This is a genomic window from Bacillus sp. KNSH39, from assembly GCF_052656585.1.
In genome coordinates, this window is record NZ_JBQXYO010000001.1 from 5,114,981 (window position 1) to 5,139,643 (window position 24,663).

At 36.6% G+C, this 24,663-nt stretch carries 22 protein-coding genes and 2 other annotated features; of the genes, 15 read left to right on the plus strand and 7 right to left on the minus strand.

Features of this window, described 5'->3' with window-relative positions; genetic code table 11:
• Positions 1-7 precede the first annotated feature (7 nt).
• Together ACUL40_RS26265 and putP are read right to left on the minus strand one after the other, a co-directional pair.
• Positions 8-406 carry an Ig-like domain-containing protein gene (locus ACUL40_RS26265; protein ID WP_000878732.1) on the minus strand — a complete coding sequence of 133 codons (399 nt, stop codon included), beginning with the start codon at positions 404-406 and terminating at the stop codon, positions 8-10.
• Between the two features lie 155 nt (positions 407-561).
• A complete protein-coding gene (gene putP, locus ACUL40_RS26270; protein WP_000107208.1) occupies positions 562-2,040 on the minus strand; it encodes a sodium/proline symporter PutP in 1,479 nt (492 codons plus the stop codon).
• 306 nt (positions 2,041-2,346) lie between these two features.
• Positions 2,347-2,584 (plus strand) — a binding site (T-box leader).
• Between the two features lie 42 nt (positions 2,585-2,626).
• Positions 2,627-2,871, plus strand: a binding site (T-box leader).
• Between the two features lie 52 nt (positions 2,872-2,923).
• On the opposite strand from putP, the gene trpE reads away from it, so the two are divergent.
• The 11 genes from trpE (at position 2,924) to ACUL40_RS26325 (ending at position 13,462) form a co-directional block, all read left to right on the plus strand.
• A complete protein-coding gene (gene trpE / locus ACUL40_RS26275) occupies positions 2,924-4,342 on the plus strand; it encodes an anthranilate synthase component I (protein ID WP_229174925.1) in 1,419 nt (472 codons plus the stop codon).
• On the plus strand, positions 4,339-4,926 hold the full coding sequence (locus tag ACUL40_RS26280) for an aminodeoxychorismate/anthranilate synthase component II (protein WP_229174927.1): 588 nt from the start codon (positions 4,339-4,341) through the stop codon (positions 4,924-4,926). Before trpE ends, ACUL40_RS26280 begins: the two co-directional genes overlap by 4 nt.
• Positions 4,923-5,948 (plus strand): anthranilate phosphoribosyltransferase, encoded by a 1,026-nt coding sequence (trpD, locus tag ACUL40_RS26285; RefSeq protein ID WP_001089853.1) that lies wholly within the window; start codon positions 4,923-4,925, stop codon positions 5,946-5,948. Before ACUL40_RS26280 ends, trpD begins: the two co-directional genes overlap by 4 nt.
• Before the next feature lies 1 nt (position 5,949).
• Entirely contained in the window at positions 5,950-6,711 is a 762-nt protein-coding gene (gene trpC, locus ACUL40_RS26290) for an indole-3-glycerol phosphate synthase TrpC (protein WP_229174930.1), read from the plus strand.
• Positions 6,708-7,322: a phosphoribosylanthranilate isomerase gene (locus ACUL40_RS26295; protein WP_229174933.1), complete on the plus strand. Its 615-nt coding sequence runs from the start codon at positions 6,708-6,710 to the stop codon at positions 7,320-7,322. Before trpC ends, ACUL40_RS26295 begins: the two co-directional genes overlap by 4 nt.
• Positions 7,319-8,512: a tryptophan synthase subunit beta gene (gene trpB / locus ACUL40_RS26300; protein ID WP_001105035.1), complete on the plus strand. Its 1,194-nt coding sequence runs from the start codon at positions 7,319-7,321 to the stop codon at positions 8,510-8,512. The genes ACUL40_RS26295 and trpB overlap by 4 nt, the downstream gene beginning before the upstream one ends.
• Positions 8,513-8,515: 3 nt before the next feature.
• A complete protein-coding gene (gene trpA, locus ACUL40_RS26305) occupies positions 8,516-9,292 on the plus strand; it encodes a tryptophan synthase subunit alpha (RefSeq protein WP_000537825.1) in 777 nt (258 codons plus the stop codon).
• Positions 9,293-9,366: 74 nt separating this feature from the next.
• Positions 9,367-9,726: a DUF4029 domain-containing protein gene (locus tag ACUL40_RS26310; RefSeq protein ID WP_000946131.1), complete on the plus strand. Its 360-nt coding sequence runs from the start codon at positions 9,367-9,369 to the stop codon at positions 9,724-9,726.
• Positions 9,727-9,840: 114 nt separating this feature from the next.
• A complete protein-coding gene (locus ACUL40_RS26315) occupies positions 9,841-11,340 on the plus strand; it encodes an L-lactate permease (protein ID WP_229174934.1) in 1,500 nt (499 codons plus the stop codon).
• A gap of 90 nt (positions 11,341-11,430) precedes the next feature.
• Positions 11,431-12,114 carry a DUF2278 family protein gene (locus tag ACUL40_RS26320; RefSeq protein WP_229174935.1) on the plus strand — a complete coding sequence of 228 codons (684 nt, stop codon included), beginning with the start codon at positions 11,431-11,433 and terminating at the stop codon, positions 12,112-12,114.
• Between the two features lie 175 nt (positions 12,115-12,289).
• Positions 12,290-13,462, plus strand: a complete 1,173-nt coding sequence (locus ACUL40_RS26325; protein WP_000520587.1) for a hypothetical protein — start codon at positions 12,290-12,292, stop codon at positions 13,460-13,462.
• Between the two features lie 11 nt (positions 13,463-13,473).
• Here the strand turns inward: ACUL40_RS26325 and ACUL40_RS26330 are convergent, their stop codons facing one another.
• Positions 13,474-14,307, minus strand: a complete 834-nt coding sequence (locus ACUL40_RS26330) for a hypothetical protein (RefSeq protein WP_000424614.1) — start codon at positions 14,305-14,307, stop codon at positions 13,474-13,476.
• A gap of 195 nt (positions 14,308-14,502) precedes the next feature.
• On the opposite strand from ACUL40_RS26330, the gene ACUL40_RS26335 reads away from it, so the two are divergent.
• Complete coding sequence (locus ACUL40_RS26335) at positions 14,503-15,288, plus strand: zinc ribbon domain-containing protein (RefSeq protein WP_000650098.1); 786 nt, start codon at positions 14,503-14,505, stop codon at positions 15,286-15,288.
• Between the two features lie 19 nt (positions 15,289-15,307).
• Complete coding sequence (locus ACUL40_RS26340) at positions 15,308-16,543, plus strand: TcaA 3rd/4th domain-containing protein (RefSeq protein ID WP_445422681.1); 1,236 nt, start codon at positions 15,308-15,310, stop codon at positions 16,541-16,543.
• Positions 16,544-16,581: 38 nt separating this feature from the next.
• Here the strand turns inward: ACUL40_RS26340 and ACUL40_RS26345 are convergent, their stop codons facing one another.
• Positions 16,582-17,010, minus strand: coding sequence for a hypothetical protein (locus tag ACUL40_RS26345; RefSeq protein ID WP_445422680.1), 429 nt, complete (start codon positions 17,008-17,010; stop codon positions 16,582-16,584).
• A 199-nt stretch (positions 17,011-17,209) separates the two neighbouring features.
• Here ACUL40_RS26345 and ACUL40_RS26350 point away from each other — a divergent pair, with 199 nt between their 5' ends.
• Positions 17,210-18,544, plus strand: coding sequence for a CoA-disulfide reductase (locus ACUL40_RS26350; RefSeq protein WP_001110229.1), 1,335 nt, complete (start codon positions 17,210-17,212; stop codon positions 18,542-18,544).
• A gap of 160 nt (positions 18,545-18,704) precedes the next feature.
• Positions 18,705-19,115: a DUF3908 family protein gene (locus ACUL40_RS26355; RefSeq protein WP_000996782.1), complete on the plus strand. Its 411-nt coding sequence runs from the start codon at positions 18,705-18,707 to the stop codon at positions 19,113-19,115.
• 30 nt (positions 19,116-19,145) lie between these two features.
• Here ACUL40_RS26355 and ACUL40_RS26360 read toward each other — a convergent pair whose 3' ends face one another.
• From ACUL40_RS26360 to ACUL40_RS26370, 3 genes are read right to left on the minus strand one after another with little or no spacing between them, the layout of a single operon-like run.
• Positions 19,146-20,687 carry a SagB family peptide dehydrogenase gene (locus tag ACUL40_RS26360; protein WP_445422679.1) on the minus strand — a complete coding sequence of 514 codons (1,542 nt, stop codon included), beginning with the start codon at positions 20,685-20,687 and terminating at the stop codon, positions 19,146-19,148.
• A 15-nt stretch (positions 20,688-20,702) separates the two neighbouring features.
• Positions 20,703-22,652 (minus strand): TOMM precursor leader peptide-binding protein, encoded by a 1,950-nt coding sequence (locus tag ACUL40_RS26365; protein ID WP_445422678.1) that lies wholly within the window; start codon positions 22,650-22,652, stop codon positions 20,703-20,705.
• Positions 22,649-24,568 (minus strand): putative thiazole-containing bacteriocin maturation protein, encoded by a 1,920-nt coding sequence (locus ACUL40_RS26370; RefSeq protein ID WP_417051725.1) that lies wholly within the window; start codon positions 24,566-24,568, stop codon positions 22,649-22,651. The genes ACUL40_RS26365 and ACUL40_RS26370 overlap by 4 nt, the downstream gene beginning before the upstream one ends.
• Between the last annotated feature and the right edge of the window lie 95 nt (positions 24,569-24,663).

Consider the following 24,663-nt stretch of genomic DNA (forward strand, 5'->3'; position numbering starts at 1 on the left):
CACTCTTTTACTTTGGGTTTGTCATATAAGGTTGTACGTGAATGACACATAGGTCACGGAATTTGCCTTCAGCAGTTGTGACAATTACGACTGCTTTACCTGCACTTTTTCCAGTAATCGTCACGGTGTCACCTTTTGGATATATGGTGATGATATCAGAATTCATATTTGACCAAATAAGCTCTTTATTCGTTGCTTGTATTGGCAAAGTAGAAGCTCCTAACACAATGTTTTGTCCCGTTTTTATTTTTAATTTATGTTTTTCCATATGAACACCGATGACTGAAATAACAGAAGGAGCAATTGAAATTTTAGGCGGATTAGGTTGCATGTTTAAACAAGACGCAGAAGTATTTGTGATAGGTGAAAATTTTCGTGTTTGTTGTTGCTGGAAAGCTGCTAACATGTTGGAGTCCCCTTTCTGTATAAGTGCTGATACTCATACTATAAAGGAGTAGTGTTATGTTAAATTTAACGAAACATAAAGAATTTGTTAAATTTGATAAGAAGATTGTCGAACTGTAAAAAATCTCTGCTGTTACGATAACAGCAGAGATTTTTTTATAAATTATGACGATGTTGTTTTTCGAAATCCTCAAATTGCTCTTCAACTTCTTTTGAAGGTTGTGTTAGTAAACTAACAATTACGATGGCTAGTAAACTAATAGCGAAACCTGGAATCATTTCATATAAGAAATCTTTTAAGAATTTGAATTGAGTCCAGATAATAACAGTAGCGGCACCAGAAATCATACCAGCAAGCGCGCCCCATTTCGTCATACGCTTCCAATATAAGCTTAATAAAATAGCAGGTCCGAATGAAGAACCAAAACCAGCCCAAGCGTATCCAACAAGAGCTAAAATCGTATCATTTTGTTTAAACGCTAAAGCGCACCCAACTAATGCAATAACAAGTACAGCCATACGACCGACAAATACAAGTTCTTTATCAGATGCAGAACGTTTGAAGAATGTACGATATAAGTCTTCCGTTACGGCACTAGAAGTAACGAGTAACTGAGATGAGATTGTACTCATAATCGCTGCTAAAATTGCGGCTAATAAAAATCCAGTAATAAGTGGGTGGAATAAAATTTTCCCAAGTTCAAGGAAAATTGTTTCTGGGTTAGATAATGTTAACTCTTGTTGTGAATAGTAAGCAATACCAATAAGACCAGTAAACATAGCTCCGACAACAGAGAAAATCATCCAGCTCATACCAATTCTTCGTGCGCTTTTAAGTTCTTTTACAGAAGCGATTGCCATAAAGCGTACGATAATATGAGGTTGTCCGACATAACCAAGGCCCCATGCGAATAGAGAAATCATTCCTAAAGTAGAGGCACCTTTAAAAATATCTAGACGTGTTGGATCTACAGATCGAATTGTATCAAATGCAGGTCCAAGTCCGTTCGAATTCATAATTGTTACGATAGGAACAAGAATAAGAGCAACTACCATAATGATTCCTTGCACGAAGTCTGTCCAACTTACTGCTAAGAAACCACCAAATAATGTGTAAGCTACAACAACGCCTGCTACAATGAATAATCCAACATGATAGTTCATGCCAAATGAATTTTCAAATAATACAGCGCCTGAAACTAATCCTGAAGCTACATAGAAAGTAAAGAAAATCATAATAACAAGTCCAGATACTAAACGTAGCATATGAGATTTGTCGTGGAAACGGTGTTCCAAAAATTCTGGGATAGTAATAGAGTTATTTGCAATTTCTGAGTAGGTACGTAAGCGAGGAGCGACATAAAGCCAGTTTGCGTATGCGCCTAGTGTTAGGCCGATCGCAATCCAACTACTACTTAATCCAACGCTAAACATTGCACCGGGTAATCCCATTAAAAGCCAACCACTCATATCGGATGCTCCAGCACTTAATGCTGTTACTGCGGGGCCTAGTGTACGCCCGCCAAGCATATAATCTGTTAAGTTGGACGTTCGTTTGTAGGCGAAATAGCCAATTACTAACATCCCGAGCATGTAGATAGAGATCGAAGTTAAAGTTAACATCTGCGTACTCATGTAGTTCCCCTTCCTTTTGTCATGTCTTTTGATGCGTTATGCATATTTATAATCTATCATGATTATTCTGAAAAATCCATATAGAAATACGAATTTTCAGAAATGTAAGCGTTTTTTGATGTCATTTTACTTTTTTAATATATAATATTCATACAAAAAACCTTATTTTTAATAGAGTATTTATTATATTTACATAAAAAGAGGTTGTTTTGTCAATATAATATTGAAAGGAAAGAAAAATAAAATTTTTAAAAAAGTATTGACTTGTGAAAAAAGTCAGGTCTATAATGAGTGCAACTTAAAAAAATGCAAGCGTTGATGAAGAAGAGTACACATGATGAACATGTCAGAGAGCTGATGGTTGGTGCGAATCAGTATGGAATTGATGTGGAATGGGCTTCGGAGCTTCCAAACCGAAACGAAAGAAGTAGGCTTTGGCGACATGATCTCATCGATACAAGAGACACGTATTGTTTTTGATACGGTAAAGTGCGTTACATTTGTAACGAATTAAGGTGGCACCACGGGAGTACCCGTCCTTTCTATAGGATGAGTACTCCCTTTTTGTGTATAAAAAATTAAATAAATGAAATCGTTTAAGTAAGAAGAGTACGTATATTGGAGACGTTACAGAGAGCCGGGAATAGGTGGGAGCCCGGTACGGTGCCATATACGGAATGGGCTTACGAGAGGTATGCTGAACAATTGTTTTCAGTAGGCAACCCGGGTTCCGCCGTTACAAGGATAAGGTATAAATTTTGTACCTGAACAAAGCGGGATGCTTTTGCATCCAACACGAGGTGGTACCGCGGTATATTTATCGTCCTCTACATATTTTCGATATGTAGGGGACTTTTTTATTTTTCAGAGTGAGGTGAAGGACATGATGACGAAAGAAGAATTTATAAAACAAAAAAGAGAGAGAAAGACATTTTTAGTAATTACTGAAGAAGAAGGAGATAGCATTACGCCAATTTCTTTATATAGACGTATGAAAGGAAAGAAGAAATTTTTATTAGAAAGTTCACAGCTTCATCAAGATAAAGGGCGTTATTCTTACTTAGGATGTAATCCTTATGGAGAAGTAAAAAGCGTTGGTACGGAAGTAGAACGAACGATTTTCGGCCGGGCAGAAAAGTTGCAAAGTAACGTACTACAAGTGTTAGAAGAAATAATCGCATCATCACAAGTAGACAGCCCATTTCCATTTTGCGGAGGAGCAGTTGGTTATATTGGATATGATGTCATTCGGCAGTATGAAAACATTGGAGCGGATTTACACGACCCATTAAATATTCCGGAAGTACACCTCTTACTATATCGTGAGTTTATCGTTTACGATCATTTACGCCAAAGGTTGTCGTTTGTATATGTATGCAGGGAAGATGATTCAGCAGATTATGAGGAAGTATACGAAAGGCTACGATTATACAAAGAGGAAGTGCTACAAGGAGAAGAAACTGAAGTAAATGCAATACAATCCACATTATCATTCACTTCTTCTATAACGGAAAAAGAGTTTTGTGGGATGGTAGAAATGGCGAAAGAACATATAAGAGCCGGAGACATATTCCAAGTCGTACTGTCACAGCGTTTACAAAGTGAATGTATTGGTGATCCATTCGCGTTATATCGAAAACTTCGAATTGCAAATCCATCACCATATATGTTCTATATCGATTTTCAAGATTATGTTGTACTCGGTTCTTCGCCAGAAAGTTTGCTATCAGTAAGGGAGGATAAAGTGATGACGAATCCAATTGCTGGTACAAGACCGAGAGGGAAAACGAAGAGGGAAGATGAGGAAATCGCAAAAGAACTGTTAGACAATGAGAAAGAGCGAGCAGAGCATATGATGCTTGTAGATCTTGGGCGAAACGATATTGGTAGAGTGAGCGAAATCGGCTCGGTTACGATAGATAAATATATGAAAGTAGAAAAATACTCTCACGTTATGCACATTGTATCTGAAGTTTACGGAACATTGCGAAAACAAATGAGTGGATTTGATGCATTAGCGTATTGTCTACCAGCAGGAACAGTGTCGGGAGCTCCGAAAATTAGAGCGATGGAAATTATAAATGAGCTAGAGAATGAAAAAAGAAATGTATACGCGGGTGCAGTTGGATACGTTAGTTTTTCAGGGAATCTTGATATGGCGCTCGCTATTCGAACGATGGTCGTAAAGGGTGAAAAAGCATACGTTCAGGCAGGAGCGGGAATTGTTTATGATTCAGACCCAGTAGCTGAATATGAAGAAACGTTAAATAAAGCGAGAGCACTATTGGAGGTAATGAAATGATTGTACTAATTGATAATTATGATTCATTTACTTATAACTTGTATCAACTGTTAGGTGAATACGAAGAAGATATTGTAGTCGTAAGAAATGATCAAATAACGATAGAACAGCTAGAAGAGATGAATCCAAGAGGAATTGTACTTTCACCAGGACCAGGAAAACCAGAGGATGCTGGCATTTGTATCGATGTCATCCGCCATTTTTATAAGAACGTTCCCATATTAGGTATTTGCCTTGGTCATCAGGCGATTATATCAGCATTTGGAGGAGACATTGTTAGAGCAGAACGTATTAAACATGGAAAAACATCACGCGTGAAACATAATGGAACGTCAATTTTTTCATACGTTACACAGCCGTTAACAGCGATGCGCTACCATTCCCTTGTTGCAGCGCAAACGAGCTTGCCAGAGTGTTTTGACATATTAGCGACAGCGATGGACGATGGAGAAATTATGGCAGTTCGTCACAATTATTATCCGCTATTCGGATTACAGTTTCATCCGGAATCAATCGCGACAGAAGAAGGCGGAAAGTTAATACGTGCCTTTTTAACAGAAGTGAAGGAGGAGGAAAGAGTATGAATAGCTATCTTCGTAAATTAGTGGAGGGGAAACATTTAACAGAAGAGGAAATGTATAGAGCAGGGCTTCTTTTATTAAATGAAAACATATTGGAAAGTGAAATTGCAGCTTTTTTAGTCTTACTGAAAGCGAAAGGTGAAACTGCAGAAGAAATATACGGCCTTGTTCGAGCTCTTCGCGAAAAGGCACTACCATTTTCGAACCATATACAAGGAGCGATGGACAATTGTGGAACGGGTGGTGACGGTGCTCAAACGTTTAATATTAGTACAACATCGGCATTTGTACTGGCAGGAGCTGGCGTAAAGGTTGCAAAACATGGTAATCGTGCTGTTTCTAGTAAAACAGGAAGTGCGGACTTATTAGAAGAATTAGGTGTAAATATTAGCAGTACGCCAAGCGAAATTGATTATTTACTAGAGCATGTGGGCATTGCATTTTTATTTGCACCAGCGATGCATCCAGCACTAACGCGCATTATGAAAATAAGAAAAGAGTTAAACGTGCCGACGATCTTTAATTTAATTGGTCCTTTAACAAATCCGGTAAATTTAGAAACACAATTTGTCGGCATTTATAAACGAGATATGTTACTACCAGTTGCGCAAGTATTACAGAAGCTGGGAAGAAAACAAGCGCTTGTCGTAAACGGAAGTGGATTTTTAGATGAAGCATCATTACAAGGAGAGAATCATGTTGTCATTTTAAAAGATAATGAAATAGTAGAAATGAGTATTGATCCAGAAAAGTATGGTTTTTCAAGAGTGAAAAATGAAGAAATTAGAGGGGGGAATTCAAAAGAAAATGCAAAGATTACGCTTGAAGTATTGAGCGGAGAAAAGAGTGTTTATCGCGATACAGTTTTATTAAATGCAGGTCTAGCTCTTTTCGCAAATGGAAAAACGGAAACGATTGAAGAAGGAATTAAACTCGCGGCACATAGCATTGACTCTGGAAAAGCATTAGCCAAATTAAACTTATTAATTGTAGCAAGCAACGAAAAATTAGAAAGGGTGAACTAAAGTGGGGACGATTTTATATAAAATTGTAGAACAGAAGAAAAAGGAAGTTGCGGAGTTATATGAAATATATACACCAGTAAAAACAAAAAGAAAGACACATTCACTTGTAGAAGCGTTACAGCAGTTTACTGTCATTGCAGAAGTAAAGCGAGCATCACCATCAAAAGGAGATATCAATTTACACGTTGACGTACGAAAACAAGTGGGAATATATGAGAAATGTGGTGCAGGAGCAGTATCTGTTTTAACAGATGGTCAATTTTTTAAAGGATCGTTTCACGATTTACAAACAGCAAGAGAAGAAAGTAACATTCCGCTTTTATGTAAAGATTTCATAATTGATAAGATTCAAATCGATAGAGCGTATGAAGCGGGAGCAGATATTATTTTACTAATTGTAGCAGCGTTAACGAAAGAGAAGTTAAAAGAGTTGTATAGCTACGTGTTAGAAAAAGGATTGGAAGCGATTGTTGAAGTTCATGATGAACAGGAATTAGAAACTGCGATTGTATTAAATCCGCACGTTATTGGCATTAATAATCGTAATTTAAAAACGTTCGAAGTAGATTTAAGCCAAACTGAAAAGCTTGGAAAAAGATTGAATGAGGAGAAATTATTTTGGATTAGTGAGAGTGGCATTCATTCAAAAGAAGATATTATCCGTGTTAAAAGAGCTGGAGCAAAAGGTGTATTAGTTGGAGAGGCACTTATGACATCATCTTCTATTAGTAGTTTTTTTGAAGATTGTAAGGTGAATATATGAAAGTGAAAATTTGCGGCATCACTGATGTGGAAACAGCGAAAAGTGCGTGTGAATATGGCGCAGATGCACTCGGATTTGTTTTTGCAGAAAGTAAACGGAAAATCACTCCAAAGAGAGCGAAAGAAATCATTCTGGAGCTTCCAGCCAACGTGTTAAAAATCGGTATTTTCGTAAATGAATCAGTAGAAGTGATCCAGAAAATTGCAGATGAGTGCGGGTTAACACATGTACAACTACATGGGGATGAAGACAATTATCAAATTAGAAGATTGAATATTCCGTCTATAAAATCGCTGGGAGTAACTTCAGAGAGTGATATGGAAAACGCTCAAAGGTATGAAACGGATTATATATTATTTGATAGCCCGAAAGAAAAGTTTCATGGAGGAAATGGAAAGACATTTTCATGGGAACTACTTGGGCATATGCCAAAAGAATTGCGAAAGAAAATGATATTAGCTGGTGGATTAAACGCTCTTAATATAGAAGAAGCAATTCGAACTGTTCGGCCATACATGGTCGATGTGAGCAGCGGAGTAGAGACAGAAGGAAAGAAAGATGTAGAGAAAATAAAACAATTTATTATAAAAGCGAAGGAGTGTTCCAAATGAACTACGCATATCCAGATGAAAAAGGACATTACGGTATATACGGAGGACGATATGTTCCAGAAACGTTAATGCAATCTGTACTAGAACTAGAAGAAGCATATAAAGAAGCGATGCAAGATGAAGCATTTCAAAAGGAATTAAATCATTATTTAAAAACGTACGTCGGAAGAGAAACACCGCTATATTATGCTGAAAATATGACGAAGTATTGCGGTGGTGCAAAGATTTATTTAAAACGTGAAGATTTGAATCATACAGGAGCTCATAAAATTAACAATACAATCGGTCAGGCACTACTTGCAGTGCGAATGGGCAAGAAAAAAGTTGTCGCTGAAACAGGAGCTGGACAACACGGAGTTGCAACAGCTACTGTATGTGCTCTTCTCGGATTAGAATGCGTCATTTTTATGGGAGAAGAAGATGTAAGACGTCAAAAATTAAATGTGTTCCGAATGGAATTACTCGGAGCGAAAGTAGAAAGTGTAGCGGCAGGTAGCGGTACATTAAAAGATGCGGTAAACGAGGCGCTTCGTTACTGGGTTTCACATGTGCATGATACGCACTACATTATGGGATCTGTTCTCGGACCACATCCATTCCCGCAAATTGTACGTGATTTCCAAAGTGTAATTGGAAATGAAACGAAAAAACAATATGAGGCGTTAGAAGGAAAGTTACCAGAAGCAGTCGTTGCTTGTATTGGCGGTGGCAGTAACGCGATGGGGATGTTTTATCCATTTGTACATGATGAAGAAGTTGCTCTTTACGGCGTAGAAGCAGCTGGAAAAGGCGTTCATACAGAAAAGCATGCAGCAACTTTAACGAAAGGAAGCGTTGGCGTTCTCCACGGATCAATGATGTATCTTCTGCAAAACGAAGAAGGACAAATTCAAGAAGCACACTCTATTTCAGCAGGACTTGATTATCCAGGTGTTGGTCCAGAACATAGCTTGCTAAAAGATATTGGCCGCGTTTCTTATCATTCGATAACAGACGAAGAAGCATTAGAAGCATTTCAATTATTAACGAAAAAAGAAGGCATTATCCCGGCGTTAGAAAGCTCGCATGCTGTCGCATACGCATTAAAATTAGCTCCGAAAATGAAGGAAGATGAAGGACTTGTTATTTGTTTATCTGGCCGTGGTGATAAAGATGTAGAGAGTATAAAACGTTATATGGAAGAGGTGTAAAAAATGGGAGTAGAAAAAATTAAAGCAGCGTTTGAAAATGGCAAGAAAGCATTTATTCCGTACGTAATGGGCGGAGATGGTGGCCTTGAAAAATTAAAAGAAAGAATTCGTTTTCTAGATGAGGCTGGAGCAAGCATCGTTGAAATTGGTATTCCGTTTTCAGATCCAGTCGCAGATGGCCCAACGATTCAAAGAGCAGGGAAACGAGCGCTAGATAGCGGCGTAACATTAAAAGGCATTTTTCAAGCGTTAGCAGAGGTAAGGAAAGAAGTACAAATGCCTTTTGTTCTTATGACATATTTAAATCCGGTACTTGCATTCGGAAAAGAGAGATTCATTGAGAACTGTATAGAAGCAGGTGTAGACGGCATCATCGTTCCAGACTTACCGTATGAAGAACAAAATATTATTGCGCCGTTACTTCGAGAGGTAAACATTGCGCTCATCCCACTGGTTACCGTAACGAGTCCTATTGAAAGAATTGAAAAAATTACGAGTGAATCAGAAGGGTTCGTTTATGCTGTTACAGTAGCGGGCGTAACGGGAGTACGTCAAAACTTTAAAGAGGAGATTCATAGTTACTTAGAAAAAGTAAAATCACACGTCAACTTACCAGTAGTCGCTGGATTCGGCATCTCAACAAAAGAACATGTAGAAGAAATGGTTACAATATGCGACGGAGTTGTCGTTGGAAGTAAGGTCATTGAGCTTTTAGAAAATGAAAAGCGAGAAGAAATATGTGAATTAATATATGCAACAAAACAAAAAGAAGAGGCATAGTCTCTTCTTTTTGTTTTGCGTAATAAGTGTTAAAATATACAGAAAATACATATAATTCAGAGGGGGGAGAAGGCATGCTAAGACGTAAATTACTATATCTATTTTTAACTGTACCATTATACGCTTGGCTCATTAGCATGACGAAAATAGAGTTAATGGCTCTATTTTTAGGGTATGTATTCATCTTTTCCAACTTAAATCGCATTCAAGAACAGTCTATTTTAGAAATATGTCTATTTTCGATTAGTATAGAATTATTTAGTATCGTTTCGATTGTATTATTAAACGAACTATTTCTACGGATTCATTCATTTACATTAATGAAATTTTGGAATATTATATTGCAAGCAATATGTACTTACATTGTGTTTGTTGTGTTGAAAGAAATAGTCGGAAAGCAGACAGTTTTTCAGGATAATAGAAAATGGGAGTGAATGAAAAGGAGCCGTTTGGTTCCTTTTTTGAATCTGTTTTAAAAACAATTGAAAATTATAGCATCTGTTATATAATAGTTAAAAATTGTATTTTAAACGAAATGAGATGATAACATGGCCATATTGTTGGCACTTATCCCAATTATGATGATTTTCATTTGTTTATTTTTATTTAAACAAACGTCATTAAGGTCTTCGTTAATTTCTTATGCTGTGTCTGTTGGAATCGTTTTACTCTCGCCAACGTTTCAATTAGGGATAAGTGAAACTGTACACGCAACGATTAAAGGATGGTTAATTTGTTTTATTGTCGGGTACGTTTTATTTTTCGGTATTTTTTTATTTCACCTCATGAACAAAATGGGGTACATCGATCAAGTGGCACTTTTTCTAGAAGCAGTTACTCAGGATCGCTTATTACAAATGCTGCTTATGTGTTTTGGCATTTGCCCGCTTATTGAATCAGTAAGTGGATTCGGTATCGGCTTCATGGTTGCTGCACCTATTTTTCTTTCACTAGGATATAAACCATTTCAAGCTGTACTACTCTCATTCATCGGCTTACTAGCTAGTTCATGGGGCGCAATGGCAACTGGTACGATTATCGGTTCGCAGCTAATAAATATGCCTCTTACAACACTTGGCACAAATACAGCGCTATTAAGTATTCCGATGTTTGCTTACTTCGTTATTCTTTCTTTACACGTTGTTGGCGGCTGGCAAGCGGTTATAGAAAAGTGGAAAGAAGGAGTAGGATTCTTTCTATTATTTTCTCTCGGAATCTATCTTTCTAATGCATACGTAAGTGTTGAACTAGCAGGGATATTAAGTTCTATCGTTACGATTACATTTGGCTTTCTTATCATTAAATTAAAAGGAAAAAGTGGGCAAAATCTTATAACAGAACATGCGGCTGCAACGGAGAGAGAAATATCCATTATAAAAATTATTAGCCCTTATATATTTCTAACAGTTTGTATTTTACTTTCCCGCCTCGTTCCAGCATTACATGATTTGTTTAGATCATATGCGGTTCTTGATTTGAAATCATACTCTTACAAACTAGAGTTACTATATTCACCAGGATTTTGGCTCGGTATGACTTGCTTATTTACTATTATTTTCTTCCGCATCCCGTCTAATATTATTAAACAATCACTCTCACAAACGATCAAACAATGGATTCCTTTTGCGATTACGACGACAATGTTTATCGCCATTTCAGAACTAATGGGTGCATCAGGCATGCATTCATTACTCGCAAAGACAGCTGGTGATACATTTGGAACATTTTTCGTTTTCGTTGCGCCGTTTATTGGCGCTATTGGTGGATTTTTAACAGGTAGTAACGCAGGATCAAATGCAATGTTTATAAAACTACAAATGCAAACCGCACAAAACGTAGCACTCCCGTGGCAATATGTCACAACACTTCAAAACACCGCATCATCAGTAGCGACAATCGCTTGTCCATCACGGATTACACTAGGTGCTTACTTATGTAATATCCCTTACCGTGAAAATGAACTATTAAAGAAGACGACGTTAATGATCTTTGGTGCGGTTTTGCTTGTAGTGGTAGAGGTTATTGTTTGGTATATGTTGAGAAATTAAAAATCCTCCTAACATAGGAGGATTTTTTTTTTGAATGGATAATGTTTTAAATATGAAAAGCTTCTACTAGATGAATAGGAGATGAAATGTATGCCCTTAAAAAATTATGGTGTGTTAAAAGGTACCGTTATACAATCTAAGATCGGAAAAGGGAAAACTCCTCATTATCAAGTTCATTTACAAGGCGAAGCAGAAGTAGATTATCGTATTGCAATTAACGTAAAATCGCAAAGTTATCCGTCAGAAGTTTTATATTTTGCGAGTAACAATATTAAGTCAGAGGCGATTCATATTTTACCGACATTACCATTCGGTTTTACAGAAATAAAAAACAATGAACCGAAAGTAGCTTTAGATTATGTAAGAGGAAATCTATTTGACTCAAATCAAATGATTCCTTTGCCTCCCGAAAAAGCAGGAGCAGATAATGATTTAAATGAAAAAATAGAACGTTATATAAAACGAGCGATAGAAGAAAAAGCAATTATTTACGCATTTGGCGAAAGATGGGGACCAGAAGAAAATACACCAGATTCCTATTTTCATTTCAAACCAGGAAACGGTATACATGATATTCACATGAATCAAGGAAATGTAGAGAAATGGAAAGCTGATAATGGCATATGGCAAGACGGAGGAATACTCATTCACTTCGAGAAGGAAGAAGAATGGATTGGTATCTTTCTGGCATTCCAATCACAGTCATGGTGTACCGATGAAGAAGGGCATGCTCGTGTGCCTGTTGAGCATTGTGATTATAAGGGGAATAAGTGAGGAGAAGAGCTAGTCTGAAATGGACTAGCTCTTCTAGTTGGAGTACATTCTGTTCTAAAAAAATTGTTGTTAATTTGCAATACTAAATAATAGGGAGATGATTTGAATTTTTAAACATTATATATTAATATAATGTTATATGTATTGTTTAAAAATGCTAGGAGGAGATTTTTTCTTGGGTAAAACTGAATATTTAGAAATGTTGCGAAGGACAAAAGAATTTTTACAAAAGAATTTCTCTTTTATAAAAGTAGGATTCTTTGGTAAGCGGATTATTTCAATTATAATCATTTTAATATCATCGTCAGTGGCATATTTTTCCGGATATCTGTTTTTATGGGGATACTATTTTGGAGGTGAAAAGGACCAATCACTGTTATCAGTTGCAGTTAATTTAGTGCCTATTGATCGTGTGATAGCTTTTTCTGTGGGCTTCTTTTACATCATCTTAATTGGAATTATTGTTTTGTTTTTTGTAGCTATATTAAAAAATAAAGATAGTTTTGACTCAGCTTTTTTAATAGCGTTGGCATTAGGTTTAACAAACATAGCGATTGTATATTTTTTTGCAGCAGAAATAACATTTATGGCATATATTCAGACGTTATTACTTTGGGTGTTACCTTTACTTCTTGTACTTATAAGTGCAAATTTTTATTTTTGTTTTAAAGATTTTTATACTTTTATAAGTTATGAGGTATATTGTTACACTACATATATTAGTTTTATAATAATATCCAAATACTTTAATTTAACATCGCTAGGGGATTTATTATCCAGATTTGAATTTTTTATATTAATGTTTATTATTGGTGCACCAACGATATTTCTAATAAATCAGATAAAAAATCAAATGATTTTATTTACAGTGAAAAAAATATTGAAATCCATTGTGATAATTCCGATACTTTTAATGCTAGGGTTACATATTTATGTAGACGCATGGGCTAAAGCAATTTTCACTGTATTTATTATTAATACTATGATTTATATAAGAGTACGGAGGGGAGAAGATAAGACGACAAAAATATTAGCAGATGAAGGGCGTAGGGGAGTTACAAAGCCACTATATATTACGAAACCGTTCACGGTAATATTATATATGTTAGTGGTGTTTTTTATTATAAGTAATTTAACTCTATATTCTTTGGTTCAAGGAGGAAAATATATGTATTTAATTCTTCAACCAAATAATTATCAGACAATAGAGTATATATGGGATGGAAAATTGAAACGTATAAAGGGGAATATTATTTCTAGTCAAAATGATACGTATTATATATCAACAACTGAGAGAAAATTAATGATTTTAAAAACAAAGGATATAATTATAGATTCAAATCAATAAGAAGAGGGCGTTCAAAACGAACGCCCTCCTCTTATTTTATAAAACCCAAAACTAACAAGTGTAGAAAGGCAAGAGAACAGCAGTGCTACACTAGAAAACGCAATGAGATACATATTATATTTCATAACCTGTCCAATTAGCTGGTTACTGTCGTATTGAAATAGTCCTGCGATTATGTTGAATAAAAATAATACGATAAACATGACGATCACACCGTCTATTGATCCTTTAATATCTGGTTTACTTAAAGCGATATGTGCAGAAATACAAATGGCGATAAATAAAAATAGCCAAAAGGAAGGATTCAATAAATTACTTATTGTAAATAAGCTTTTCAATAATACAAACGTCGACAAGAGCATGTTTTGAACCATTTCTATATTAATAGAAGTAGAAGCGATTGTTTTTTCGAGAGTTGTATTAAATAAGAAATATGAATTCGGTACGAAATAGCGCATTAAAAGGATTAACGCAGTAATACCAGAAATAATAGGACCAATTCCAATGAAGAAGTTCCCAATTCGTTGATATACACTTTTTTGATTGTATTGATGTTGTACGTATCCTAAAGCACCTTGACTTGTATCTGTTGGGAAAAACTGCGTTCCTACAATTTTATGACGAAATAGCACACACATAATGGCATGTCCAAGTTCGTGAATCGGAACACCAATCCAAGCCGTTAAAAGGAATCCTTTTCTTCCGAAAGCTCTCGACCAATACATGCGTGTGAGAGATTCTAAATAGCCTAATAAAAATCCAATTACAATGATAACGCCAATTAAAGATAATAATTGGATTACGCTTGTAAGGAGTATTTGAAAAATTGAGGTTACCAATTCCATTGCCAGTCATCCAATCTGTTAAAAATATTATTTATTCTGTTTCATAATAGCATTTTTTTCAAGATTACTAGCACATATATTTTCTTTCGGAAGAAGGATTTCAGAATCTTTTTCTTGTAGTCATGTTTTATGTACAAATTCATATATTGAATTTGTAACACCCTATACGGTATATCCTTAAGGAGGGATAAGAGAATGAAATGTCCGTCATGTCATACAGAAAATGCAGCGGAGGCAAAATTTTGCGGGAATTGTGGACATTCGTTAACGGAAGAAGTAGTGGCAAGTAGTGGCCAAGAAGAAGGGCCGGAACAAGTACGTGCGGCACAAGCAAAGGAAGCTCGGCCAAATGAAACGGTAGAGCAAGCGAAGCGGTTCGCGAGCGGCTATTTTCAATTTTTTAAACATGCATTACAAGCACCCACAGCGATTATGAAAAGCGGCGCTATTGAAGTGCGAAATGGAATTGTAAGTCTTGTTCTTATTTGTTTTTTAGGAGCATGTATTTTTTATAGAATGATGAGTGCAGCATCAGCAGTTACGAGAACATTTGCACCAGATATATCTACTCCCACGTTTTTTGGAGAATCTATAACGGTCTTTTTCTTTTTATTAATTTTAACTTTATTTGTCGGATTTATTATTTTTGTAAGTGGTAAGATGATGAAATCGTCTTTTTCGTTTCTTGAAGTATTTGGTATATGGGGAACGATAGCGACGCCGACTATTGTCATATTAGTCCTTTCTTTTCTTTTTAGTTTCTTATTAATCTTTTTCTTACCTATATTATTATCCGTAGCTGCAACTTATATAGGGATTAGTATAACTGTAGCCGTATTAAAGCTAGACAATGGCGGATTAGATCTCGTTTACACACTTATTATTGCAAATGTTTTAATTGGAATTGCAACGTTCATTGTACTTTGGTCTTACATTAGTACGATAATTCAAGCCTTAACAAAGGGAATAACTGGCTTCTAATGAAAAGGTGGTTGACTGAATGAATGTATGTACAAAGTGCGGAGCTCAGTTTGAAGATGGTGTGCAATTTTGTCAAAACTGCGGGTCGAAGAGGGGACGTCCTGTAGTAAAGAAGAACATGAGCGGTGGTGCAAAAGTTGGCATTACACTGTTAGCGCTATTTGTTATAGTGATTATTGGATTGTATTTGTACGGATCGTCGTATTATACGCAGCTGGCACAAGTAGACCGGATGATTACGATTTTACAAGAGCAAGACGGAGAGAAATTAGCTGAGATCGTTACGGCAGATGATCCATCGGTTATGATAACGAGAGAGAGTTTAACGCCTCTATTTTCATATATAAAAGAAAATCCATCTTACGTAAATGAATTAAAAGGATATTTGAGACAAGGTGAAAAACAACGGGACGGAATAGAAAGAGTTGATTTTTCATTAACGAAAGACGGAAAGTATTTCTTTATATTTGATCGATATAAATTGAAAGCGAAGACGTACTATACAACTTTGCTTACAAATGAAAAAGGCGTATCGTTAAAAATGAATGGAAAAGAAATTGATAAGACAGATGACAAAAAGTTTGAGAAGCAATATGGGCCATTTCTTCCGGGAAATCAAGTGTTTCAATCAGATTATAAAAATGACTATGTAAAATTATCTCGTGAGGAAAAGGTTGTACTTATGAAACAAAGCCAATATAACGTAACGATAGATTTAACGTTGCAAGGTCAATATATTACAGTTCAAACGAACGCGCCTGGTGCAACATTGTACGTAAATCAAAAACCGGTTACAGCGCTGGCAGGAGAAGAAATTACATGGGGGCCTGTAGCGACTGATGGAAGTGCGACGATTTATTTAGAACGAAATGGAGAAAGCGGACGAGAAACGACACAAGTAGAGACGATAACGACACTTTCGTCTTATAATCTTCCATTCCAAAAGAAAAGTACAGAAAAAACAGTTGTTTATAATGTTACTCCAACGCCAGCGATTGGGCATGTATATAATGGTTTCATCTTTCCTGATAGTGATATTCGAAAATTAACGAGTGCAGATTTAACATATTTATCGAAAGAGCAGTTGAAAATTGCTAGAAATGAAATATATGCAAGGCATGGACATATTTTTCAAACGAAAGATATGCAAGCGTATTTTGCAAAACAGTCTTGGTATAGAGAAAATCCTTATTTTAAAGGAACGTTAACAGATATTGAAACTTATAATATTGAACTAATCAAATCAAGAGAATAGAACACAGGAAAAAAGGTACAGTGCATAACTGTACCTTTTTATGGTTTTTTATCTGAACCAGGATCCCTTGAGAAAAAGATATGAAAGAGAAATGTGACTTTACTTGCTCCTCCTGATGTACTTGCTTGCACATCAGATAAACCATTAGATGTTAAAACACCTTCAGAATGAGGGGGTACGACTATTTTGAGATTATCATCTGATTCTGATGATGCAGTAACTGTTATTGTATCATCAGATAAGTTCAAAATTTTTACAGTGCCGATTGGTAAGATGGACTTGCCAACGTGTGATGCTGAAGCGAAGCGAGAGCCTTTCCAAATCGTTTGTGGGAAAGTCTCATCATTAGATAACCAAGCACGAGCACTATAGATGGTTGCGTTAATAGAGAATTCTTGATCAAGCGACAAGGCGGGTTTTGGTTCTTTCGGTTCCTCTGGAGTTTGAGCGAGAAGGCCGGCGCACATGTATGTTTCACCTACTTTCAATTGTTACTGTTATAGCATATTAAACATATTGTTTATAAGACACGACAGTTACCTATTCAAGCATAGGTTTGTGCACAAAATTTGAAGATGAAATTTTCTTTCTTTACAATGGAAGTAGGTGTTATTTCTATAAAATATGGAAAACGTAAAGAGTATGTAAAAAAGAAGGAGTGGTAAAGTGAACTATGTCATTATTGGCGGAGATGCAGCTGGTATGAGTGCAGCGATGCAAATTGTTAGAAACGATGAAAATGCAAATGTTGTAACTTTAGAAAAAGGTGAAATTTATTCATACGCTCAGTGTGGATTACCGTATGTCATTAGTGGTGCTATTGCTTCAACTGAAAAGTTAATCGCGCGTAACGTAAAGACGTTTCGTGAGAAATATGGAATTGATGCGAAAGTGCGTCATGAAGTAACGAAAGTAGATACGGAAAAGAAAATGGTGTACGCAGAGCATACGAAGACGAAAGATGTCTTTGAATTTCCGTACGATCGATTATTAATTGCGACTGGAGTGCGTCCTGTTATGCCAGAATGGGAAGGACGGGAATTACAAGGCGTTCATCTTTTAAAAACAATTCCTGATGCTGAGCGCATATTAAAAACGCTAGAAACGAATAAAGTTGAAGATGTAACGATTATTGGCGGTGGCGCAATCGGACTGGAGATGGCAGAAACATTCGTCGAACTTGGTAAGAAAGTAAGAATGATTGAGCGAAATGATCATATCGGTACGATTTATGATGCAGATATGGCAGAGTACATACATAAAGAAGCAGATAAGCATCATATTGAAATTTTAACGAATGAAAATGTAAAAGCGTTTAAAGGGAATGAACGAGTAGAAGCAATTGAAACGGATAAAGGTACGTATAAAGCAGATCTTGTTTTAGTGTCGGTAGGAGTGAAGCCAAATACTGATTTTCTTGAAGGGACAAATATACGTAAGAATCATAAAGGGGCAATTGAAGTAAATGCATATATGCAAACGAATGTGCAAGACGTATATGCAGCTGGTGATTGCGCAACACATTACCACGTTATAAAGGAAATTCATGATCATATCCCGCTCGGAACGACTGCCAATAAACAAGGCCGACTTGCTGGACTGAATATGCTTGATAAACGAAGAGCATTTAAAGGTACGTTAGGTACAGGCATTATTAAATTTATGGATTTGACGCTTGCAAGAACAGGATTAAATGAAAAAGAAGCGAAAGGGCTACACATCCCGTATAAAACAGTCAAAGTAGATTCGACTAATATGGCGGGCTATTATCCAAATGCGAAACCACTTTACTTGAAATTACTATACCGTTCCGACACGAAACAATTATTAGGCGGACAAGTAATTGGAGAAGAAGGTGTAGATAAACGGATTGATGTAATCGCAATGGCACTCTTCAATAAAATGAGCATTCACGATTTAGAAGATGTCGACTTAAGTTATGCCCCACCATATAACAGCGTTTGGGATCCAATTCAGCAAGCGGCAAGGAGAGCGGAATAGCACTTTTTAAAGTGCTATTTTTTTTACAATGAGGGAGTAAATAAAGTTTCACTTTATTTTGAATATACCGTTTCCCCTTGAAAACATATTACGTATCGCTTATATTTTCATATAGTATTTATTTTTTAAACGAAGCAATGAACGAACCAGGGGGCGCAGTATGGCAATTAACATGAAAACAATCGAAGAATGGATTGCTGAATCAAATGCAAGACATGAAGAAGACTTTGGACACGTTGTGGAAGAAATGAAAGAAGTATGTGTCGGACTTGATAACGCGACATTAATTTATACGAAAAATGTATTTTGTTTCGGTAAAAAAGTAGAAGTATTTTTCTTCTTCCAAGACCATGTCGTGATTGGACAAGAAAAAGACGAATATGTTGAGATTGAAAAATTAAAGTATGATGCCATTACAAATAGTAACTTAAAAACAAATGACAAAAATACTACGTTAGAATTAAAGTTTGCTAACGGACAATCTATCAATTTAGATAGTTTAAATGATAACTACGGTACGAAAAATTGGTTATTTGCTAGACAAATTAAGAGTATTTTTAAGTTAATCTAGTAAAAAAGCACGCCGTCTACCGGCGTGCTTCTAATTATGCAAAGCCCCTTTTAACCAATTCCGCGCCCGATATGCCCCAACTGGAACTTGAATAAGAGATGTTTCATTCCCAGCATCTATTCCGTACAATTGATCACATGAATTTGTATCAAAACTAAGTAAAGGATGCCCGCCCATCCCCATCGCGGTCGCTGCAAAAACGAGTTTATGAACAAGTATACCTGCTTCCATTTGATGAATACGATACCCTCTATAGCCTAATGCATTTGTATAATAATCTTTCTTTCCAACTACATGTAGGCAAAGTGATACTTGAAAAAGGTTTACGTTATCCATCGTCATACTAGATTGAAGATGATAACGAAGGTCCCCATATCGAAGTGGTTGTATGGAATGCGTTTTACTGTTATAAGTGTAAGAGCCGTTTTTTATATCTTTTACATTATAGAAACATCCATATAATGAGACGCGCGCATTTTCATTTATATACTTACCATCAAGGTCGTTGGAATAAGGGAGGGAGAGGCTCGCTTCTTGTAGTAAAGTAGCGAGCTCGGCTGCATCCCATTTCGTTAAAGTAAAGTCAGCATCAGGGGAATACCGTTTTCTGCAAAGTTGTAAGAAATCATAAGATAAACGCTCTACTTTCGGCAGTTGTACAGCATGCTCATGATATTGATAGTGCTCTTCATGAGCTAGTGTTTGGAAGTGTGCTGTCGATTCGATCATAGAAGCTTCATTTATTTTTGTTATCATCGGATATTCATCTACATGTTTTGAGCGAACGAAATGTTCATGTGCGAGCGGCGGAATTTGTTGCAACAACTCACGAGAAGTAAATGTTTTATTTTCATGGTAATCATTGTGAAACCAATTAGTTTCTGGCTCTGTACTTAAAGGAATAACGGCATACACACTTTCTTCACCTTCTGACAATCCGAGTAAATGGTTCAGTGCACGGTCTAGAAATTGAAAGTATACGCCGTTCGTATAACCGAACTGTTTGGCACATTCAAGTAATTGTCCAATGAGAACCCCGCTATCTAATCCTTGAAGGCGATATGAAAAGTTATTGTATTTAAAGAAGTTTTTCCAAAACATAGTGGATACGAATGCGGCACCGAAACAATCATGTATATTACAGCGGTTACCGAGTGCGTCTGCTAAATAAGAATCGAAATTTCCTTCGCGAAGTAAAATAAGCCGGTGATGCGCGGCGTCATAATGGTAAATGCCGTCTGGATAATCGTCAATCTTTAAATAGATATACAATTCATTAGGGTATAAGGCACCGCCTGAAGGAATGGATCTACGTAATACATTTCTCCCGCTATTTAGCTGACATAATTGTGTTACACCAAATGAATACCAAAGGTAGTGACCAATCTCATCTAAAGTAGGTGTAGTAGAAGAGTTCGGTAAAGATAATGGGATTTCTAAGGAGAGCGGGATGGTAGGTAAATTTCGATATAATTTATAAGGAAGCGGTGCGTCTTTCCAGTCCACCTCATGATTCGGCATAATTTCATCGATAGAGAAATGGAGATGATGTAAAAAAGTATCTAGCTGCATGAAATCCCTCCTTTACTATGGAAACGGATGTGGATGTGGATTTAATCTTTCATTCGTTAAAGGTTCGTCTGTATATCCAAGTGTCATCGGTACGGTATATACCCGGTCCAGTCCTGTAACTCGAGTAAGATGGTGACCAAACGTCATCGGTAGCATGCCTGGAATAATAACTTTTACACAATGTAATCCATTCTTTTCTATGGGGGGAACGGTTTGATCTACAACGATTATTTCAAGATTAGATTGATGCAAACGATTTAAAAGTTGGTGGAGATCGGATGTTAAATCCATATCAAATGATTGTGATACATTCATTTCTTGGAACGTTTGCACCGGTGCATCTTCCCGTAAAAGGAAGTGAAGACGTTCTTCTGTTTCTTTCAATCCATACAGCATACTATGGTCTTCCATTTTATTAACGAAATAAGGATCTTGTAAGCATTTTTCGTAGTATTCTCTTTTGTGCTCGAGCTCATCGTCTGTTATAAGTAACATGCCTGCTATTTCTTGAATGGCGCTTTTTAAGGCTCGAATAGGATCTAAATGAGCGCCTCCTGCACAAACAACGTTCATTCCATTTTCACGCGTATTTTTTGCAATTACCCATAAGCTAGGGATGCCGTGTTCCATCGTCGCGTTAAAAGCGTGTAATTCATATCCGGTAATCGTACGTAACCGCTGAATCATTAATTGTAATTCTGTATCATTTGCTGAACTCAGATCAAGGCGGGGAAGAGGTAATTCTGCATACCAAGTGAGTAAGAAGGCATCACGCTCTACAATTTCTAAAATGCCGTGAAAAATCGCTTCTTCTAAACTACCGCCAATTGCACATCCATTTGATGTTTCATACACGAAAGCGTCTCGATGACCGAGGCTATAATAAGCAATTGATTCAGGAACTAAAAGCGGTCTGTTTTGTGATAAAGAATATCCCCATACCCAGTTTTGCTCATAATCAGGATCAAACGGTTTAAATGGAAAATTATCACGATTGTAATGTTCATTTGTATGTACACCGAGCGAGAGGGGATTTAGTGCGTGTTCCTCTAAATCATGAAAACTACCATGCACATTTGTCTTTTTCCCGCGAGGCGACATCCCGCAATATCGTTCTAAACCTTCTAAAATAGCAGTTGCTTCACTCGCTGCAAATGAATGAGTTCGGCCTGCAACACCTTCATTTCCGAACATTAATGGCATGTTTATAATGACGTCAGCGAATGGTAATAATGAATGCTGCATTTTGCCGTTCAACATACCGACCCGATAATCTAAATAGTCTCTCGTTAAAAATGTGTTTAATTCATGAATGGAACGGCAGCGATACGTTTCGGTGCTTACTTTTAAACTCGGTTGTAAAGAAATTTCCGCCGCATCCGCAGTATCATTAGGTAAATTACTACATACAGGACAGAGAGGATCTGGAAGAAAAGAATGCCGCGTACATTGTAATGTTTGTAAGTTTAGTAAAATAAGTTCATTTTCTAAAGAAGAATGGTTATGAGTTAATATTTTTTCTGTTTCTGCGCAAATAAGATGGCACATTTGTAACATTCCATTTTGGGTGGCACGTACATCACGCCTCGTTACATCATCTGCTTTAAAGGCATATTTCCGCTGTAGTTCCCACATTTCTTTTTGGTCAAAGCCAGCGATAAAACGGCGTCCATCAGAACAATGGGAACATCCGGGCGTAAGAGGATGAATGTAAGGACCGATAATACCTTCGCCAAATGAAGTAAAACCACGTAGCCATGGAATATGATTTGACCGAAAAATTAGCTCAGCGTCATGATGAATAGTAGAAGGAGATCCGTCATGTAATACGAGAGCGAGATGAATATTTTCAGGAAGTACTTCTGGAAGGGTATGCTGACGAATGATGGAATATTGTTTGCATAATTGATCATGTACATAGTCTGCAAGAAGGCCATCTCCTATAAGCAATATATTTTGAGTCATAGACCGTCCTCCTTTGCAATTAATACCCCATACACACCGTCTAAGTTTTCTTTCAAAAATGGTTCGATTGCTAAATCAAACACGAAGGGATAAAAATTATGTTCTTCTAAATGCTGTAAGGCAAGCTGTAAAGATTGCACACTTGGAATTTCTTCTTCCGCTTGTATTTCCACTCTAAAAGAATCCGTGTCATATAAAATAATAGATGATTCAGGCAAGATATTAGCTCTGTAAGGAGTCTTTTCACTTTGAATGTGGAGCAGTGATAGTTGTAGTGCGTTCCGTAAGGCTAACGTCATATTAATATTAGATGCACCGTACCATCTATCATTTATACCAACCCAAATGACTGGAAAACTGAGAATCTCTTCACTCATTGCAATTTTAGGTGTTTCATGAATTGTAGCAAGAGCATCGTAATAAAATCTACAATGTTTATCGTGAATATCAGTTAAATCAATCGTTGTAAGTTCTTCTAGCATATGTGACTGCCGCTCATACAGTTTGTTGTTTAAATGTTGTTGTAGTGCCCGGTAAAATCCTTCTGTCATCGTTTCTCCAGCACCGATACCGATATCGTTATGTTCAGGAATAAGGCGGTGAATGATTTCTGCTACATATGTTTCAATTCCTGTTAAACCGGCTTCTCGGCGTGCTTCATTATGAGTCAATCCACTGCAAGTCATAAGAGGCAGAAGGGGAGCTGGGCCATCTGATAGTGGAGTGGCTACTTGAATATAGCACTGTGATAACGGTAATTGATATGAATCTTGTTCATCCCATACATGGAATATACCGGCTTCTTTAGAAGTTAATGAGTCGAAAAAGCGGAATATATCAGTTGAAGTATGTTGGCCATACCGATGCTCAAGTTTTTCAGAAAGATTTTCTATCGTATCAATTGTAAAACTTTCATCAGTTGCAAGAGGATGTTTTATAAAAGAATGCCACGTTCCTTCAAGTGTTTCATAGTTTAATAAAAAGAATTGTGCTTCTTTTTCCCGATAAGAATCATCTGCGACATGCTTAAATAATTCAAAAACGATTACATTTGCTAACATGGCAGATGTAATTGGTGAGAAGGAATTAGATGAATTTTCATTTTGTAAAGTCGTTTCATGTAGTCGATGCCATGCGGATTCCCAGCATTCATCACGATTTTCCGTTACGACAGGCCCAGCTATACCGAGTGTAGATAAACAAATAGCTGGTATAAAATTCTTTTTCGTTTCTCTACAAATAGTGTGAACTGTTTTTAAACCGTCAATGTCTCCGTTTTGAGAAATATATAAAATCCAATCAAAAGGTTCGAATACTTCATGCAAGGGACGGTCAATTGTAGTATCGATTTCTTGAAGGAGTACACTGTTATCAACTTCATATGCACGTTCTATTAGCTCATGTATTCTGTCATAGTTTGTTTCATCTCGATCTGTAACGAGGTAATGAAATGTAGGTAAACCAGATTCTAATAAAGAAGAAACTAAGGAAGTAAGCATATCCCCAGAACCAAGTACAAGGACATTTGCCCCGCGGTACGTTTCAAATTTTAAAGCACCTGAATGAGAATCAGCTTCTAAAAATTCAATTTGTGAAGCATATCTGTCGAGTAATGTACTGTTTAATTCATGAGGTGCATCTTGATTTGCATCGCGAACGAAACCATTTTCATATAAAATCTCTCCAATTTCAAATACACGATTTTGATAGGGGAGAGGGAGGCCATCGGTTATTTCTGCTAAAGAATAATTCCCGTTAAACATTGGCATTAATTTTTCAATCCAGTCATAAATTCCATCACCGTCCATGCGAAATGAACTGGCGTTATTTCGAAAATAGACACCCCCGTTTGAATCGGGGAGGAAGAAAGTATCCTTATTTACTTTAAGTTTTGCATGAATTGGAAGGTTATTCATTTTAATCCTCCTTACGTTTAGGCATACATTATTACCTTATGTCATGAAATTTGTCCCGTATGAACACAATAAAAAAAGGCTGTAGAATGAATCAT

What these genes read in the sequence shown, in the direction of transcription:
- ACUL40_RS26310 (WP_000946131.1), top strand. Translation starts at nt 9,367, where the DNA reads ATGCTAAGACGTAAATTACTATATCTATTTTTAACTGTACCATTATAC.
- ACUL40_RS26330 (WP_000424614.1), bottom strand. Translation starts at nt 14,307, where the DNA reads ATGGAATTGGTAACCTCAATTTTTCAAATACTCCTTACAAGCGTAATC.
- ACUL40_RS26315 (WP_229174934.1), top strand. Translation starts at nt 9,841, where the DNA reads ATGGCCATATTGTTGGCACTTATCCCAATTATGATGATTTTCATTTGT.
- ACUL40_RS26265 (WP_000878732.1), bottom strand. Translation starts at nt 406, where the DNA reads ATGTTAGCAGCTTTCCAGCAACAACAAACACGAAAATTTTCACCTATC.
- trpE (WP_229174925.1), top strand. Translation starts at nt 2,924, where the DNA reads ATGATGACGAAAGAAGAATTTATAAAACAAAAAAGAGAGAGAAAGACA.
- ACUL40_RS26295 (WP_229174933.1), top strand. Translation starts at nt 6,708, where the DNA reads ATGAAAGTGAAAATTTGCGGCATCACTGATGTGGAAACAGCGAAAAGT.
- trpA (WP_000537825.1), top strand. Translation starts at nt 8,516, where the DNA reads ATGGGAGTAGAAAAAATTAAAGCAGCGTTTGAAAATGGCAAGAAAGCA.
- putP (WP_000107208.1), bottom strand. Translation starts at nt 2,040, where the DNA reads ATGAGTACGCAGATGTTAACTTTAACTTCGATCTCTATCTACATGCTC.
- ACUL40_RS26365 (WP_445422678.1), bottom strand. Translation starts at nt 22,652, where the DNA reads ATGACTCAAAATATATTGCTTATAGGAGATGGCCTTCTTGCAGACTAT.
- ACUL40_RS26360 (WP_445422679.1), bottom strand. Translation starts at nt 20,687, where the DNA reads ATGCAGCTAGATACTTTTTTACATCATCTCCATTTCTCTATCGATGAA.
- ACUL40_RS26355 (WP_000996782.1), top strand. Translation starts at nt 18,705, where the DNA reads ATGGCAATTAACATGAAAACAATCGAAGAATGGATTGCTGAATCAAAT.
- ACUL40_RS26345 (WP_445422680.1), bottom strand. Translation starts at nt 17,010, where the DNA reads ATGTGCGCCGGCCTTCTCGCTCAAACTCCAGAGGAACCGAAAGAACCA.
- ACUL40_RS26340 (WP_445422681.1), top strand. Translation starts at nt 15,308, where the DNA reads ATGAATGTATGTACAAAGTGCGGAGCTCAGTTTGAAGATGGTGTGCAA.
- ACUL40_RS26280 (WP_229174927.1), top strand. Translation starts at nt 4,339, where the DNA reads ATGATTGTACTAATTGATAATTATGATTCATTTACTTATAACTTGTAT.
- trpB (WP_001105035.1), top strand. Translation starts at nt 7,319, where the DNA reads ATGAACTACGCATATCCAGATGAAAAAGGACATTACGGTATATACGGA.
- ACUL40_RS26370 (WP_417051725.1), bottom strand. Translation starts at nt 24,568, where the DNA reads ATGAATAACCTTCCAATTCATGCAAAACTTAAAGTAAATAAGGATACT.
- ACUL40_RS26335 (WP_000650098.1), top strand. Translation starts at nt 14,503, where the DNA reads ATGAAATGTCCGTCATGTCATACAGAAAATGCAGCGGAGGCAAAATTT.
- trpD (WP_001089853.1), top strand. Translation starts at nt 4,923, where the DNA reads ATGAATAGCTATCTTCGTAAATTAGTGGAGGGGAAACATTTAACAGAA.
- ACUL40_RS26320 (WP_229174935.1), top strand. Translation starts at nt 11,431, where the DNA reads ATGCCCTTAAAAAATTATGGTGTGTTAAAAGGTACCGTTATACAATCT.